Below are 14,284 nucleotides of genomic sequence, written 5' to 3'. Positions count from 1 at the left end.
GCGCCTGATAGTTCCTACATAAACGTCCCTCACAGGTGGCGCAGTAGACAGACTCGTAGCGGGGTCGAACGACGGACCGAGCAACCGATGTCACGACTCTCTCTCCGACGACCCGAGACGCCCGACGACCACGTGTCTCGTGGGGGTGCTTGAACCGTGTCCGACCGCAACGCGTGGCACCGCGACGGCGGCGAAGTGACCTGCCTCTCCTGTGGCGAGTCGGTATCGCGTGACGACGCTCGCGAGTACGACAAGCACGGCGACCGCTGGAACCGCGAGGAGAAGTCCTTCGAGTTCCTCTGCAAACCGTGCTACCGCGAGTGCTGTCACAGTCCTCGGCGGGGGCTGGAGGAGCGGTTGATCGAGGCAGGCGCGGGAACGACGGACCAGACGACCTTCCTCCGACGGTACTGCGCGCTCGCGCGTGACGGTACACCGCCGGAACGTGAGCGGTGACCGAGCGCCCGGTCAGGGCGTGATGACCGCCCGCCCTTCGATTTCGCCGTGTTCCAGTTTCTCGGCGACGGTGTTTATCTCGGCCAGTTCGTACTGGGTGGTGTGGAGTTCGACGGCGTCGCGTTCGACCAGTGCGACCAGTTCCTGCAGTTCGGTGTACCGGCCGACGATGTTGCCCTGATAGGCGAACTCGCCGTTGACGAGCGCCTGTGCGGGTTGGTGGATGTGGCCGCCGTAACCGATGACGTGGTGGTCGCCGCCGGCGGCACAGACGTCCGGGGCCAGTGCCGTCGTCTCGTCGGCGCCGACGAAGTCTAGCACCTGCGCGGCGCCGACGCCGTCGGTGATGTCCGCGATCTCGCTCGCGACGTCCTCGCTCTCCGGGTCGATGGTGTAGTGAGCGCCCAACTCCACCGCGAGGTTACGGGCCTCCTGTTTGATGTCTACGGCGACGATGTCAGCGGCGCTCATCTCGGCGATGCACTGGAGTCCGATGTGGCCGAGGCCGCCGATACCGATGATGACCGCCGCATCGCCCGGATTCAGACCGCGAACGGCCTTCTTTGCGGCGTGGTAGGCCGTGATGCCGGCGTCGGCGTGGGGTGCGATTGCCGCCGGGTCGACGCCGTCGGGGAGTGGGATGACCGAGCGCTCGCTGGTGTGTAACTGGTCGGCGAAGCCGCCGTCGACGGTGAGGCCGTTGAACGACTGGTTCTCGCAGTACATCGTCTCGCCCTGTCGGCAGGGCCGGCAGGTGCCACAGGTCTGGACCGGGTGACAGATGACCTGGTCGCCCTCGGAGACGAGAGTCACCTCCGCACCCGTCTCGACGACGGTGCCTGCGTTCTCGTGGCCCAGTGTCAGCGGGAGGGTCTGCTCGACGTAGTCGGTCCACATCCCCTCGATGATGTGGTTGTCCGTCTGGCACCAGCCAGCGCCTTCGACTTCGACCACGACGTCGTCACTGTTCGATACCTGCGGGGCGTCCACCTCGTCGATCGAGAGCCCGTGCGCCATGTCGTCAGTGTACTCGTGGAGTCGTGCTGCGCGCATCCCGTGCTAGTACGTGACAACCGCTGAAAAAGACTCGGCGCGGGGACTCGTCTACGACCGGCGGGCGAAGACGGCCATCGACAGGAGTGCGAGGACGGCGGCGGTCACGCCGAACCCGGGGCCGAAAGCGGAACTCGGGGCGTTGCTCTGAGCACGGATCGGTTCCTCTACGGGTTCGTTGGCCTCGTACTCCCAGACTGCGGTCCGGTTCTCGACGACGTCGGCGTTGGACTCGTAGATATCGCCGGGCATCGTCAGTTCGTAGCGGACGGCCACGCCGTCGCCCAGTGCCACGTCGTCGTTCTCCTGCACGGTGACGAAGGTGCGGTCCTCGTAGGTGAGCGTCCCGTTCTGGACGGTCGTGTTCACGTCGCTCTCGGGTCCGGGAGTCCAGTCGGTGAACTGCAGCCGAACCGAGACGTTGTCACCGTCGAGCGTCTGTTCGTAGGTCACGTTCTCCATCCGACTCTCGTTGACGCCGTCGGTCAGGTACGCTTCGACGGAGTCGTAGCCCTCGTTCTCGGCGGTTCGCTGGAGGGCGTCGAAGACGGTGCCGCTCATCGTTAACTCCACTTCGTAGGCAGAGACGGTCCCGTCGGCGTCGACGCTGGCGTCGACGGTGGCGGTCACACAACCCGAGAGAGCGAGCACGACGACGACGGCGATCGCGGGGTGGGGCTTTCGCATACCGTCGAGTAGGACAGGAGCGAAATAAACGTTCGTGCTGGCGAGTACGGCCGTGAACCGCGAATCAGTGAGTCAACACGAGCAACTGGTCGTCGGTGCGGACGAGGCAGAACGGACTGCCGGGGTTCCCGAACGTATTCGTGCGGTTCTCGCTGACGAACAGGCGTTCGAACGCGTCGCCACAGGCCGGACACGCGAACCCCTGTCGGTTCTCTAGGGTCATCGTGCCACGGTCCTGTTTGAGCAGTTTCAGGCCGTGGCGGTAGTCGTGGACGTCGAAGCCGTCGCTGACGTCGAGTCGGTCCATAGAGACCACAGAGCGGGGAGTCGATTAAGCCTTAGACGAGGTTCGCGCCCATGTAGAGGACGACGACGAGGAACACCCAGACGACGTCGACGAAGTGCCAGTACATCGACGCCGTCGAGACGGAGGTGTGGCGTTCGGGGGAGTACTGCCCGTAGTACGCCCGGACGAAGACGATGCCCAGCAGGACCGCACCCATCGTGACGTGCAGGCCGTGCAGGCCGGTCAGGCCGTAGAACGCCGAACCGTAGATGCCCTGTGCGATGGTGAAGTTCTCGTGGACGATGAACTCGTAGTACTCGTACACCTGCCCGCCGATGAAGACGATTCCCAGCAGGAGCGTCAGGCCGAGCAGTTTCATGAACCTGTCGCGGTTCCCGTTCAGCAGTGCGACGTGGCTGTAGTGCAGCGTCACCGAGCTAATGAGCAGGATGACGGTGTTGACGATGACGAGCGACCCCCAGACGTGGGGGATGTCGGCTCCGACCCACACGTCGGTACCACGCACGATGAAGTAGTAGATGAAGCCCGCGCCGAACGTCGCGACTTCCGATCCGAGGAACAGCAACATCGCGAACTTCAGCGTTCGGCCGGAGTGGTGGTCGGTGCCACGTTCCCAGAAGTCCGAGACGAAGGCGTGGTAGAGCCAGCCGTATATCCCGACGAGGAACAGGCCGACGCTCGCGACGGTCGCCCCAGCCCCGATAGTCGTACTCACGAGTGCGTTCTCGCCCAGCGAGAGGACGAGCAGTGCCGCACCGACGTAGATGCCCGACCCGCCGATAGCGGTCACGAATGGCCACCAACTCGCCTCGCCGAAGCCGCGGGGCCAGTCCTCCGTGGCCGGGAGGTGATGGTCCCCGTGTCCGCCGTCCGCGTGCTCGTCTGTCGTGCTCATACCGACCCCTTGCGAAGCGATTACTAAAAGCCCATCCAATTCGCTCGCACGCATGCCGGCCCGATGTCGGAAACTACACGGCCCCGAGGTCCCTAGGCCCGCCGATGACAGCACGCCGACGCCGTGTCGCCGCGATGGCCGTGGGGTCGCTCTGCTGGCTGCTCGCCGTCGGGACGGCCAGTGCCCACGGCGGGAGTCTGGCTGCCGGCGGGCGTGAGTCGCTGACGATTCCGACGTGGCTCTTTCTCTCGACGGGCGGGGCCGCCGTCGGCGCGTCGTTCCTGCTGGCCTCGTTCGTCACGGACCGCTCGTTCGTCGAGCGCGTCCACGCCTGGGGGACCCCGCTCGTCGACGGTGAGGCCCGTATTCCCCGAGTTCTCGGCCGCGCAATCGGTGTCGCGGGGCTGGCCGCCGTCGTCGTCGTGGGGTTTTTCGGCCCGACGACGCCGCGGACGAACCTCGCAATCCTGCTGGTGTGGGTCGGCTGGTGGGCCGGCCTCGCGATGACGACGTATCTGGTCGGCAATAGCTGGCGCGTGCTCAACCCACTGTCGACCATCGCGCTGGCGCTCCCGTCGCTGGACCGAACGTACCCCGACCGACTGGGCGCGTGGCCCAGCGTCGTCGGCCTGCTGGCGCTCGTCTGGCTGGAAGTCGTCAGTCCGCTGGCCGACGACGCGCGACTGCTTGCGACGGCCGTGGTGGGGTATAGCGTCCTGACGCTCGCGGGGAGCGTCGTCTTCGGCCGCGAGACGTGGTTCTCCGAGGCCGACCCGGTCGACCGGGTGTTCCGCTACTACGGCCGCGTCGCGCCCGTCAGCCGCGCCGAAGACGGAAGCCTCCGCCTGCGTCTGCCCGGCATGACCCTCTCGACGCCGCGACTAGTCGACGGGGCCGACGAGGTGGCGTTCGTCGTCGCACTGCTCTGGGTGACCACCTACGACGGCCTCGTGACGACGCCCGCGTGGCGCGCTCTGACGACCCCGCTCGTTTCGGCAGGCCTCCCGCCCCACCTCCTGTATCCGTTCGCCCTGCTGGCCGGATTCGGCCTCTTTCTCGGCGTCTACCGCCTCGCAGTACGGGTTAGCACGCGGACCGCCGAGACGTACCTCGCGCCCGACGAACTCGCCGAGCGGTTCGCCCCGCCGTTGCTGGCTATCGCCGCCGGCTACCACTTCGCACACTATCTGGGCTACTTCCTCTTTCTCGCGCCGGCGCTGGGGACGGCCACGCTCGCGCCGTTTGCGGACCCGGCGGCGGTGCCGGTCTACCAACTGCCGGACTGGTTCGGCGGCGTCGCACTGGCAGCGGTCATACTCGGCCACCTCGTCGCTATCTGGGTGGCCCACGCCGCCGCTTTCGACCTCTTTCCCTCGCGACTGCAGGCCATCCGCTCGCAGTATCCGTTCGTCGCCGTGATGGTGTTCTATACGATGACCAGCCTGTGGGTCGTCTCCCGCCCGGAGGTGCCCCTTCCCCACCTATGACTCAGTCAGACCACGCGTACGACGTGCCCGCCGACGCACCGGTCTTCGAGTGTGACTACTGCGGTCGCCCGTTCGCCCGCGAGAGGTGGCTGGCGCTCCACCACGGCCTCGACCACCCGAACGAACTCGACGACGACGAGGTGACGGCGTTCCGCAAAGCCCACGAGGACGAGGAGGACTCGCTGGGCGCCTTCCGCTTGCAGGCGCTCGGCGCGCTGGTGGCGATATACTTCGTCCTCCTGATGATCTACGCGCTAGTGTGAGTCGTCCTCGTCGTTCCCGTAGTCTCGGATTCCCCACTCCCGTCGCGAAGGACACTCCGGAAGCCCTCACCCGCTCGACTGAGATCTCAAACCTGTCCGCCCTCTATCGTGGCTCTCCGGAATCCCTCACCCGCTCTACTGAGATCTCAAACCTGTCCGCGCCTTCTATCGTGGCTCTCCGGAATCCCTCACCCGCTCTACTGAGATCTCAAACCTGTCCGCGCCTTCTATCGTGGCTCTCCGGAAGCCCTCACCCGCTCCGGGGAGCTGTGCGGGATATTCTCGCTGCGCTCGAATAGTGCCCACACAGCTCCCCGGACCGCGTTCGCCCTTCCAGTCCGCCAAGGATCCGCGCTACAGGCCTGCCTTTCCCCGAGGAGCGCCACGGAGGGCGCTCCCGGCCATCTGGTGTCTGGTGCTAGTGGGCGGTGGAAGCGTGTCGCTCGCGGCGCGAGCGACCGGGGAGGCGTGGGGACACGTCTGCGACCGCGCTCCGTCGCGGTCGCACCGCTGTCCTCGGCGGACTGAAAGGGCGAGACCGGTGGCGGCCGCTGCACGGGCCCTATCCGAGCGGAGCGAGGATATCCCGTACAGCGGCCGCGAGCGGTCGAGGGCTTTCGGGGATCTGTGAGCATCGGTCGTAACGGAGCGGTCGAGGGATTTCGGGGATCTGTGAGCATCGGTCGTAACGGAGCGGTCGAGGGATTTCGGGGATCTGTGAGCATCGGTCGTAACGGAGCGGTCGAGGGATTTCGGGGATCTGTGAGCATCGGTCGTAACGGAGCGGTCGAGGGATTTCGGGGATCTGTGAGCATCGGTCGTAACGGAGCGGTCGAGGGCTTTCGGGGATCTGTGAGCATCGGTCGTAACGGAGCGGTCGACTACGGAGAAGCGACACGTTGATGGGCCGCTGAGCGAGTACACGTAGGCATGGACCTTCGCGTCATCGACAAGTCGGACACGGAACTCTCTATCGAGATTGCGGGCGAGGACCACACGTTCATGAACGTCATCAAGGGGGCCCTGCTGGAGACGGAGGGCGTCACGGCGGCGACCTACGACGTGAACCCCGAGCAGTCCGGTGGCCAGACCGACCCCGTCCTCACCATCAAGACCGAGGCGAGCGTCGACGCGCTGGACGCCCTCGAAGACGGCACGGACCGCGTCATCGAGAAGGCCGACAGCCTCACGGAAGCGTTCGAGGCCGCGGCGTAAGCCGTCTCTCTCCCGCTCTCAGCAGACGACGTAGGTGACGAACACGCTGCCGTCCGGCGCGACGTGGATATCGACGCCGACGGTGCCCGCTTCTGCCGCGCGGAACCGGTTCCCGCGCTCGACGTAGCTATCGACGAGCGACGCCGCCAGCGCCGCCTCGCTGTCGAAGTCGCTCACCGAGCGACCGGTTCGGTCGTAGGCGACCTGATAGGCGACGATGTTCGGGCGCTCGCAGGCGAGACCGAACCGTTCGAAGGCGTTCTGTTCGGGCCCCGACCCGTCGCCGGCCCGGGCGGCGACGATGGCCTTGTTGTAGTAGGCCGCGGCGTCGTCGGCCGTCGCGTTCCGGGTCAGGGCTCCGGCGCCTTCGCTCGTGCGGCGTTCGTTCAGTGCCTCGACGTAGGCGTCCTCGGTGGCCGACAGCGAGAGGCCGTCCGCCGTGTCGGCGCTACCGGGTGCCGACGGAATCTCGGGCGGGCCGGCGGCCGCCTCACTGCCGAATCCCGGTAGGGTGACGACGCCGAAGACGCTCAGCAGGACGACGCCCAGCAGGACGGCGACGGCGGCGTAGCCCGCGACGTACTTCGGTTCGAGTACGTCCCGCCAACTCGTTCCGATGTCCGCCATCGGGTCGGTATCGGCCACCCGTTCGCGCTCGAAGTTCGCGCTCCCACACCGCCTGCAGGGTGGGGAGTTGCGCTGGTGCTGGCGGCCACAGTCCTGACAGACCCAGACGGAGCCGCCGTGGACCTCGCCGTCTGCGGACCGGGTCGGGCCGACGGGCTGGACCGCCCGCTCGTACGTGCCGTGGCCGCAGTTGTCACAGGGCGGGTCGTTCTCTTCGTGAGGTTTGCCACACCACTCACACCGCCATTCCATTGGGTAACCGTAGGTGACCGAGCTACAAAGAGTGCGCGGAACCGGCGTGCAACAGCACGGGGGCCGGACCCCCGCGGTCGCTACCCCGTCCTACAACCGGACCGGAATCCCCTTGCTGTCTAGGTACTGCTTCGTCTCCTCGATCGTGTACTCGCCGAAGTGGAAGATAGAGGCGGCGAGACCGGCGTCGGCACCGGCGTCGACGAACACCTCTTCCATGTCGGCGGGACTGCCACAGCCAGAGGAGGCGATGACGGGCGTCGAGACGGCATCACAGACCGCCTTCATCAGCGGGATGTCGTAGCCGTCCTTGGTGCCGTCGGCGTCGATGGAGTTGACGAAAATCTCGCCGGCCCCGCGTTCCTCGGCCTCCATCGCCCACGCGACGGCGTCCAGCCCCGTGCCCTCGCGGCCGCCCTTGACGGTGCACTCGAACCAGCAGGACTCGCCGTCCACCTCGACGTAGTGTTCGCCCTCGTCGTCGAAGCGCCGGCGGGCGTCGAGCGAGATGACGATGCACTGACTGCCGAACGCCGCCGCGCCCTCTTCGATGAGTTCCGGGTTCGCGATGGCGCCGGAGTTGATGGATACCTTGTCGGCGCCCGCCCGCAGCGTCTCCTTGATGTCCTCGCGGGTGCGGATGCCGCCGCCGACCGTGAGGGGGATGAACACCTCGTCGGCGACCGCGGAGACGGTTTCGAGCATCGTCTCGCGACCCTCGGCGGAGGCGGTGATGTCCAGAAAGACGAACTCGTCGGCTCCGGACTCGTTGTAGGCTTTCGCCATCTCGACCGGGTCACCGGTGTACTCCAGGTCCTCGAAGTTGACGCCGGTGTAGACGGCGGCGTCCCCGTTCTCGTCGACGTCCACGTCGATACAGGGGATGATGCGTTTCGTGAGCGTCATTCAGTACCCGTTCGTTCGCTACAGGGGCGTTTGACGGTTTCGACTGGTGCAAAAGCCGATAGCGGGCGGCGGGTGCGACGGCTCACTCCCGGTCGAGTGCGAACAGGCCGTCGTGACTGCCGACGAAGACACGGTCCTCGTCGACCACGGGCGTGACGGAACTGTATCCGACCGGGACCGACCACCGTTGCTCGCCGCTCGCGACCGAGACGCCATAGCAGTTGCCGTCGTTGCTCCCGACGTAGGCCACCTCGCCGTCGGGGCCGACTGCCGGTTGGGTCACGAGCCAATCCGCGGCGTCGAAGCGCCACCGCTGGTCCCCGGTGTCCCGTCGGTGGGCGTGCAGCGACCCGCTGGCTGTCCCGAGCAACACAGTCTCGCCGGTCACGACTGGGCTGCTGCCGGCCAGTGCCTGTCCGGTGTCGACCCGCCACCGTTCGCGGCCGTCGGCCGCGTTCAGAGCCACCAACTCGCCACGCTCTTCCGCTGGGACGCTCGTCGCGACGTACACCGTGCCGTCGTCGACGGTGGGTGTCTGCGTTCGGTGGGCGCCGAGGTCGGTGTGCCAGCGTTCGGTCCCGTCGGCCGCCGCCAGTGCGTTGACGGTCCCGCTGTCGCTCCCGACGACCACCGTATCGGCCGTGGCTCCGGCCGGCGTGAGGCCGTCTGTGTCTTTGCGGGCCGTCCACCGGACGGACCCATCGGTGCCGTCCAGCGCGGTCAGGCCCCCTCCGCTCACGTACACGGTCCCGTCAGCCGCGGTAATCGACTCCAGCGACGTCACGTCGGGGGCCTTCCAGACAGACGTGCCATCGAGACGGACCGCTCGCGTGCTGTCACATCCGGAGACGTACACGAGTTCGTCGCCCCGCGTGCTCTCGCCCACGTCGAGGCCGGAATCGTAGCAGACGGTGTCGTCGGGGTCGTCGAGCAGGACCCGCCACCGTTCCGTCCCACCGGTGTCGAACCCGAGCAGGCGCCACATCGTCAGGACAGCGAGCGTTCCGTCGGCGAGGGCCAGCGCACCGACGGTGCCTTCGGTCTGCCGGTGCCAGGCGACGCGCGCGTGGCGCTCGCCGGTGACGCGGTCGAGGCAGCCGGCGACGGCCGCGCTCCCGAGGCCGCCGACCGTCGCCAACAGGCGCCGTCGCGTGTACTCCATACCACGACTGGACGGGCCAGCAAAAAGTGTCTTCAGGTGGCTCAAAACCGGTTTTGAGCGAGCGAATCCGACAGTTACAGGTAGCCGCTTGCAGAACGCCCGTACATGGGAGACGACCACCACGAGGACGACCGACCGGCGTTCGACCCAGCGAACGTCGAACTGCCATCGAAGGAACCGCCGCTTCGCGAGACGGCTCCCCAGAGCGACTTCACGATGTCGCAGGTGTCGACGGGTGCCGTCGTCGCACTCGTCGGACTGGCGCTTACGTTCGGTATCGCCTTCGCACTGGTCTGACGGGACCGAACGGGGGAGGTAGGTATAAGTGGGTTCGGTGATACGTATGGTATCGTGTCACCCGACCAGTCAATAGGGACGACGGTCTCGACCGGGACCTCGGTGTCGCCCGACGGACGACGTGCCGGGCAAGAAGCCACCAGTACGGCCCGGAGGGGCCTCGATGCCGACCGAGTGGATTTCTGTCAGGTCTTCGTCGACTCGAGTTACGATCCGCACGAGGTCCTCTCGGGCGTCGAGACCGTCGTCGACGACGACACCGCCGTCGTCGGGTGTACGGGCACCGGGAACTTCACCGAGACCGAGACGCTGGCAAACGGTATCGCCGTGGCACTGGTCACCAGCGACTCGTTTCGGTTCGACACCGCCATCGCCACCGGGCTCGGCGAGAACATCCACGGGACTGTCAGAGAGGCCGCACGCGCCTTGCCCGACGACATCGACTATCCGTATCAATCAGCACTCGTCTTACACGACGGTCTGGCCGGTGTCGGCGAGCGACTGGCACTCGCGATCCAACGACGGCTGGGACCACACGTCGGGTTCGCCGGCGGGGCGGCGTCCGACAACTATCAGATGGAGTCGACGCCGGTGTTCTGTGACGGGACCGTCGCGGAGGACGCGCTGGTTCTGGTGCTCGTCTCCGGCACTCAGCGGGCGGTCATCTCGGTCGACCACGGTCACGAACCCATCTCGGAACCGCACGCGGTGACCGACGGGTCGGGTAACGTCGTCCGCGAACTCGACGGTGAACCGGCCTTCGAGGTGTGGAAAAACGCGGTCCGCGACCACGTGACGGCGTTTGACTTCGACGTCGACGCGCTCTCGCTCGAATCGGAGGAGATGAATCGATTGATGGGCGTCTACGAGTTCGGCATCGATCAGGGCAATGGCTTCAAGATACGCTGGCCAAAGTCTATCGGACAGGATGGCTCGCTCTCGTTCGCCGTCGACGTCCCCGAGGGGACCGTCCTCCGCGTGATGTACGGGGGCCAGGAGAGTCAGATAGACTCCGTCCGCCGAGTCGCCGAGGAAGCAGTCGCGCTCGCCGAAGGTGACCTCGCCGGTGGATTCATCTTCGACTGTGCCTGCCGCGAGATAATCCTGCAGGACGAGTTCTCCGATGCCGTCGACGAACTGGCGTCTGTCCTCTCGGTTCCCTTCGCCGGATTCGAGACGTACGGAGAACTGTGTATGCAGATGGGACAACTCAGCGGCTTTCACAACACGACGACGGTCGCCTTCCTGTTGCCCGAGTAACCGATGGACCGAAACGAACTCGTCTCGAAGTTCGCGGAGACGGTGGGCATCGAGAAGGCGGAGTCCGTGGTCGACGAGGCGATGGCCGACATCGGTATCGAGGGGTCTTCGTCGATGACGAACACGGACGCCCGCGACGTCTGTGAGATCATCCACCACGAACACGACGGGTACATCACCCTCGTCGCGAGCGAACTTCGCGTCCAACTGGCGGCCCAAGAGCGGTTCGCCGCGCTCCTCGAGAACATCCCGGACCCGGCCGTCGTCGTCACGTTCGACCAGCAGGAACCGTACGTCAGTTCGGTCAACGACGCTTTCGAAGTCGAGTTCGGCTACACGCGGGAGGAAGCGGTCGGAGCGTCGCTCCCGGCGCTCATCTCGACACCCGATCAGGCCGCTGCCGACATCGTCGCCAACTGGTGGCAAAATACCAACCAGTCCGAACAGGAGGTCACACGGATAACCGCTACCGGCGAGGCCCGGACGTACCTGTTCCGGAGCGTCATCGTCGCCCGCGAGGGCGGCGAGGTCGAAGGGTACGGCATCTACACCGACATCAGCGAGCGCAAGCGCCGCGAGCAGCAACTCGCGTCACAGAACGAGCGCCTCGACGAGTTCGTGAGCATCGTCAGCCACGACCTTCGGAACCCGCTCAGCGTCGCCGCCGGTCACACCGACCTCTTGCTCGAGACGGTCGACGACGAGACGGTTCGAGAGCGCCTGCAAGCCGTCCGCGACGCCCACGACCGGATGGAATCACTCCTCGAAGACTTGCTCGAACTCGCCAGACAGGGACAGGTCGTCGGGTCGACCCAGCGGGTCGACCTCGAGACTGTGTCCACCGACGCGTGGGCACAGGTCGATACGGCCGATGCGACGCTGACCGTGGACGCGCCCGTGTCCGTCGACGGCGACCCCGACCGCCTCCAGCAACTGTTCGAGAACCTCTATCGGAACGCGGTCGAACACGCCGGCCCGGCGGTGGCCGTCACCGTTGGGACGCTCGGCGAGGGTGGCCGCGACGGGTTCTACGTCGCCGACGACGGACCCGGCATCGCCGCCGCCGACCGCGAACGGGTGTTCGAACACGGGTACAGCACCGATACCGATGGAACCGGGTTCGGCCTGTCAATCGTCCAGAGCATCGCGGAAGCCCACGGCTGGTCGGTCAGCGTCACGGAGAGCGAGACGGGCGGCGCGAGGTTCGAGATCAGGCGCTGACTCAGGCCAGTTCGTCGTCGATGGTTGACCGGAGGTCGGTGATCTCGCTCGCGTGGTACTGGAGCGTCTCGTCGTTGACGGTGAGCGAGAGGTGGTTCGAGCCGTTTGCCTCGCCCAGTTCAGTCACTGGGGCGACGCCGTCGAAGGCCTCGTGGACGGCTGCTGGGTCGGTGGTCTCGAAGACGACGCGACCGGGCCGTTCGTTGAACAGGAGGCGCTTCCGGGTGCCGCGTTCGACCGTCTCGACGTCGACGCTGGCGCCGGCGTCCTCGTGGACCATCTCGGCGAGTGCGACCGCGAGGCCGCCGTGGCTCACGTCGTGGGAGGCGAGTACGTGGTCCTCGTCGGCCACCTCGGCGATGGTCTGGACGAGGCCCGTCGGGTCGGCAGGGAGTTCGGGGAAGGCGTCGGTGCCGCCGAAGACGGCGGTGTACTCCGAGCCACCGAGGCGCGGGTCGGCCTCGCCTTCGAGGGCGGCGTCGCCGACGACGACGAGGGTCCCCTCGCCGGAGAGGTCCATCGGCGGGGCGTCGTACCCCTCTTTGACGCCGACCAGTGCGAGCGTCGGCGTCGGCGGGATGGGGCCGGTCACCGAGTCGTTGTACAGCGAGACGTTGCCGCCGACGACGGGCACGTCGAGGTCGCTGCACATGTCCGCGAGGCCGTCGACGATGCCCTTGAAGCCGCCGTAGACGTCGGGCTTCTCGGGGTTGCCGCCGTTCAGACAGTCGACGGCGGCGTGGGGCACGGCGCCCTTCGCGGCGACGTTGGTGGCGTTCTCCAGCGCCACGGCGCGGGCGCCCTCGTAGGGCGCGGCGTCGGTCCAGTTGGGGTCGGCGCCGGCCGAGAAGGCAAGCCCCGTGCCGGCCTCGCGGATGGCCAGCAGGGCGGCGTCGTCGCCCGGCAGGACGCTCGTGCGGACCTGCACCTCGTGGTCGTACTGGCGGTAGACCCACCGTTTGGAGGCGGTGTTGGGGCTGGCGACGATGCGTTCGAACGCCTCGGAGAGGTTGACGGTCGGGAGGTCGCGCTCCTGTTCCGGCGGCTCCTCGCTCGGCAGGTCGTTCATCGGGGCGCCGTCGCCGAGGAACTCGGCCTCGACGTCGACGACCGTCTCGCCCTCGAAGGTGCAGACGTAGTTCGTCCCGGGGGCGGTGAGTTCGCCGATGACCGAGCAGCCGAGGTCGTAGCGCTCGGCGAGTTCGGCGACGCGGTCGACGTTCTCCGGCGCGACTTCGTACACCATGCGCTCCTGACTCTCGGCGAGCAGGTACTCCATGGCGTTCATGTCGGGTTCGCGCTCGTGGACGCGGTCGAGTTCGATTTCCGCACCGAGACCGCCCTTCGCGACGAGTTCAGAGGACGCCCCCCCGAGGCCGGCCGCTCCGAGGTCACGGGCCGACTCGACGAGGGCCTCGTCCAGTAGCGCCTCGTTGCACTCGATGAGGAGTTTCTCCGTGTAGGGGTCCCCGACCTGCACGGCCGGTCGGTCCTCCGTCTCGGCGTCCTCCGCGAGGTCCTCGCTGGCGAAGGAGGCTCCGCCGAGGCCGTCGCGCCCGGTGGAGTTCCCGACGAGGACGAGTTTGTTGCCCGGTTCCTGCGCCTCGGCGGTGATGGTGCGCTCTGGCTCCATCAGGCCGATACAGGAGACGTTGACGAGCGGGTTGCCCTCGTAGTCGTCGTGGAACGCGACCGACCCGGTCACCGTCGGGACGCCGATGCAGTTGCCGTAGTGGGAGATGCCCTCGACGACGCCCTCGAAGAGGTAACGGGAGTGTTCTCGCTCGAAGTCGCCGAAGTACAGGCAGTCCGCGAGCGCGATGGGGTAGGCGCCCATCGAGAGGGTGTCGCGGACGATGCCGCCGACGCCGGTGGCGGCGCCGTCGAACGGGTCGACGTAGGAGGGGTGGTTGTGGGACTCGACGCCCATCGTGATGTACATCTCCTCGCCGTCGCCGTGGCTCGGGAGCGAGACGACCGCGGCGTCGTCGCCGGGGCCGATGACGACCTGGTCGCCCTCGGAGTCGAACGCCGTCAGGAGCGGTCGAGAGGAGCGATACGCACAGTGTTCGCTCCAGAGATTCTCGAAGAGAGCGGCCTCCGCTCGGGTTGGCTCCCGACCGATTTCGTCGACCACGATGTCGTGGTCCGCGTCGGACAGGCTCATTAGGTTCCCGTGGCCACCGGCCGGCTAAA

At 66.9% G+C, this 14,284-nt stretch carries 15 protein-coding genes; 7 read left to right on the top strand and 8 right to left on the bottom strand.

Annotation, left to right across the window (positions count from 1 at the left end; all coding sequences use genetic code 11):
* The first annotated feature begins 156 nt into the window (after positions 1–156).
* Positions 157–456, top strand: a complete 300-nt coding sequence (locus IEY28_RS12565; protein ID WP_188998071.1) for a DUF7562 family protein — start codon at positions 157–159, stop codon at positions 454–456.
* A gap of 12 nt (positions 457–468) precedes the next feature.
* On the opposite strand, the gene IEY28_RS12560 is transcribed toward IEY28_RS12565, so the two are convergent.
* From IEY28_RS12560 to IEY28_RS12545, 4 genes are all read right to left on the bottom strand, one after another.
* Complete coding sequence (locus IEY28_RS12560) at positions 469–1,509, bottom strand: NAD(P)-dependent alcohol dehydrogenase (protein ID WP_188998068.1); 1,041 nt, start codon at positions 1,507–1,509, stop codon at positions 469–471.
* A 51-nt stretch (positions 1,510–1,560) separates the two neighbouring features.
* On the bottom strand, positions 1,561–2,196 hold the full coding sequence (locus IEY28_RS12555) for a PGF-CTERM sorting domain-containing protein (protein WP_188998065.1): 636 nt from the start codon (positions 2,194–2,196) through the stop codon (positions 1,561–1,563).
* A gap of 64 nt (positions 2,197–2,260) precedes the next feature.
* The gene (locus tag IEY28_RS12550) at positions 2,261–2,503 is read right to left on the bottom strand and encodes a DUF7385 family protein (RefSeq protein WP_166971167.1); all 243 of its coding nucleotides are present in this window, start codon (positions 2,501–2,503) and stop codon (positions 2,261–2,263) included.
* Between the two features lie 31 nt (positions 2,504–2,534).
* Positions 2,535–3,398 carry a cytochrome c oxidase subunit 3 gene (locus IEY28_RS12545; protein WP_188998060.1) on the bottom strand — a complete coding sequence of 288 codons (864 nt, stop codon included), beginning with the start codon at positions 3,396–3,398 and terminating at the stop codon, positions 2,535–2,537.
* 104 nt (positions 3,399–3,502) lie between these two features.
* On the opposite strand from IEY28_RS12545, the gene IEY28_RS12540 reads away from it, so the two are divergent.
* The 3 genes from IEY28_RS12540 to IEY28_RS12530 all read left to right on the top strand — a co-directional run bounded on the left by IEY28_RS12540 (position 3,503) and on the right by IEY28_RS12530 (position 6,363).
* Positions 3,503–4,885: a hypothetical protein gene (locus IEY28_RS12540; protein ID WP_229783135.1), complete on the top strand. Its 1,383-nt coding sequence runs from the start codon at positions 3,503–3,505 to the stop codon at positions 4,883–4,885.
* Complete coding sequence (locus IEY28_RS12535; RefSeq protein ID WP_188998056.1) at positions 4,882–5,148, top strand: DUF7410 domain-containing protein; 267 nt, start codon at positions 4,882–4,884, stop codon at positions 5,146–5,148. The genes IEY28_RS12540 and IEY28_RS12535 overlap by 4 nt, the downstream gene beginning before the upstream one ends.
* 930 nt (positions 5,149–6,078) lie before the next feature.
* Complete coding sequence (locus IEY28_RS12530) at positions 6,079–6,363, top strand: DNA-directed RNA polymerase subunit L (protein ID WP_188998052.1); 285 nt, start codon at positions 6,079–6,081, stop codon at positions 6,361–6,363.
* An 18-nt stretch (positions 6,364–6,381) separates the two neighbouring features.
* Here the strand turns inward: IEY28_RS12530 and IEY28_RS12525 are convergent, their stop codons facing one another.
* The 3 genes from IEY28_RS12525 to IEY28_RS12515 form a co-directional block, all read right to left on the bottom strand.
* The gene (locus IEY28_RS12525; protein ID WP_188998049.1) at positions 6,382–7,242 is read right to left on the bottom strand and encodes a hypothetical protein; all 861 of its coding nucleotides are present in this window, start codon (positions 7,240–7,242) and stop codon (positions 6,382–6,384) included.
* A 90-nt stretch (positions 7,243–7,332) separates the two neighbouring features.
* Positions 7,333–8,148 (bottom strand): imidazole glycerol phosphate synthase subunit HisF, encoded by an 816-nt coding sequence (hisF, locus tag IEY28_RS12520; RefSeq protein WP_188998045.1) that lies wholly within the window; start codon positions 8,146–8,148, stop codon positions 7,333–7,335.
* 82 nt (positions 8,149–8,230) lie between these two features.
* Positions 8,231–9,310: a PQQ-binding-like beta-propeller repeat protein gene (locus tag IEY28_RS12515; protein ID WP_188998042.1), complete on the bottom strand. Its 1,080-nt coding sequence runs from the start codon at positions 9,308–9,310 to the stop codon at positions 8,231–8,233.
* Positions 9,311–9,415: 105 nt separating this feature from the next.
* Here IEY28_RS12515 and IEY28_RS12510 point away from each other — a divergent pair, with 105 nt between their 5' ends.
* Genes IEY28_RS12510 through IEY28_RS12500 form a run of 3 tightly spaced genes read left to right on the top strand, consistent with a single transcriptional unit; the run spans position 9,416 to position 12,088 of the window.
* Positions 9,416–9,607 carry a DUF7550 family protein gene (locus IEY28_RS12510; RefSeq protein WP_166971153.1) on the top strand — a complete coding sequence of 64 codons (192 nt, stop codon included), beginning with the start codon at positions 9,416–9,418 and terminating at the stop codon, positions 9,605–9,607.
* Between the two features lie 54 nt (positions 9,608–9,661).
* Positions 9,662–10,867, top strand: a complete 1,206-nt coding sequence (locus IEY28_RS12505) for an FIST signal transduction protein (protein WP_229783134.1) — start codon at positions 9,662–9,664, stop codon at positions 10,865–10,867.
* 3 nt (positions 10,868–10,870) lie between these two features.
* Positions 10,871–12,088, top strand: coding sequence for a sensor histidine kinase (locus tag IEY28_RS12500; RefSeq protein ID WP_188998039.1), 1,218 nt, complete (start codon positions 10,871–10,873; stop codon positions 12,086–12,088).
* Position 12,089: 1 nt separating this feature from the next.
* On the opposite strand, the gene purL is transcribed toward IEY28_RS12500, so the two are convergent.
* Complete coding sequence (gene purL, locus IEY28_RS12495; RefSeq protein WP_188998034.1) at positions 12,090–14,255, bottom strand: phosphoribosylformylglycinamidine synthase subunit PurL; 2,166 nt, start codon at positions 14,253–14,255, stop codon at positions 12,090–12,092.
* Between the last annotated feature and the right edge of the window lie 29 nt (positions 14,256–14,284).

The sequence above is a fragment of the Haloarcula pellucida genome, assembly GCF_014647235.1.
GTDB classification, from domain to species: Archaea; Halobacteriota; Halobacteria; order Halobacteriales; family Haloarculaceae; genus Haloarcula; species Haloarcula pellucida.
Note: the sequence above shows the minus strand (reverse complement) of the source record. Positions and strands in the feature narration are given on the sequence as shown.

Coding starts and splice junctions, on each gene's coding strand:
- purL (WP_188998034.1), bottom strand. CDS start 14,255: ATGAGCCTGTCCGACGCGGACCACGACATCGTGGTCGACGAAATCGGT.
- IEY28_RS12555 (WP_188998065.1), bottom strand. CDS start 2,196: ATGCGAAAGCCCCACCCCGCGATCGCCGTCGTCGTCGTGCTCGCTCTC.
- IEY28_RS12500 (WP_188998039.1), top strand. CDS start 10,871: ATGGACCGAAACGAACTCGTCTCGAAGTTCGCGGAGACGGTGGGCATC.
- hisF (WP_188998045.1), bottom strand. CDS start 8,148: ATGACGCTCACGAAACGCATCATCCCCTGTATCGACGTGGACGTCGAC.
- IEY28_RS12540 (WP_229783135.1), top strand. CDS start 3,503: ATGACAGCACGCCGACGCCGTGTCGCCGCGATGGCCGTGGGGTCGCTC.
- IEY28_RS12550 (WP_166971167.1), bottom strand. CDS start 2,503: ATGGACCGACTCGACGTCAGCGACGGCTTCGACGTCCACGACTACCGC.
- IEY28_RS12530 (WP_188998052.1), top strand. CDS start 6,079: ATGGACCTTCGCGTCATCGACAAGTCGGACACGGAACTCTCTATCGAG.
- IEY28_RS12510 (WP_166971153.1), top strand. CDS start 9,416: ATGGGAGACGACCACCACGAGGACGACCGACCGGCGTTCGACCCAGCG.
- IEY28_RS12545 (WP_188998060.1), bottom strand. CDS start 3,398: ATGAGCACGACAGACGAGCACGCGGACGGCGGACACGGGGACCATCAC.
- IEY28_RS12525 (WP_188998049.1), bottom strand. CDS start 7,242: ATGGAATGGCGGTGTGAGTGGTGTGGCAAACCTCACGAAGAGAACGAC.
- IEY28_RS12515 (WP_188998042.1), bottom strand. CDS start 9,310: ATGGAGTACACGCGACGGCGCCTGTTGGCGACGGTCGGCGGCCTCGGG.
- IEY28_RS12535 (WP_188998056.1), top strand. CDS start 4,882: ATGACTCAGTCAGACCACGCGTACGACGTGCCCGCCGACGCACCGGTC.
- IEY28_RS12560 (WP_188998068.1), bottom strand. CDS start 1,509: ATGCGCGCAGCACGACTCCACGAGTACACTGACGACATGGCGCACGGG.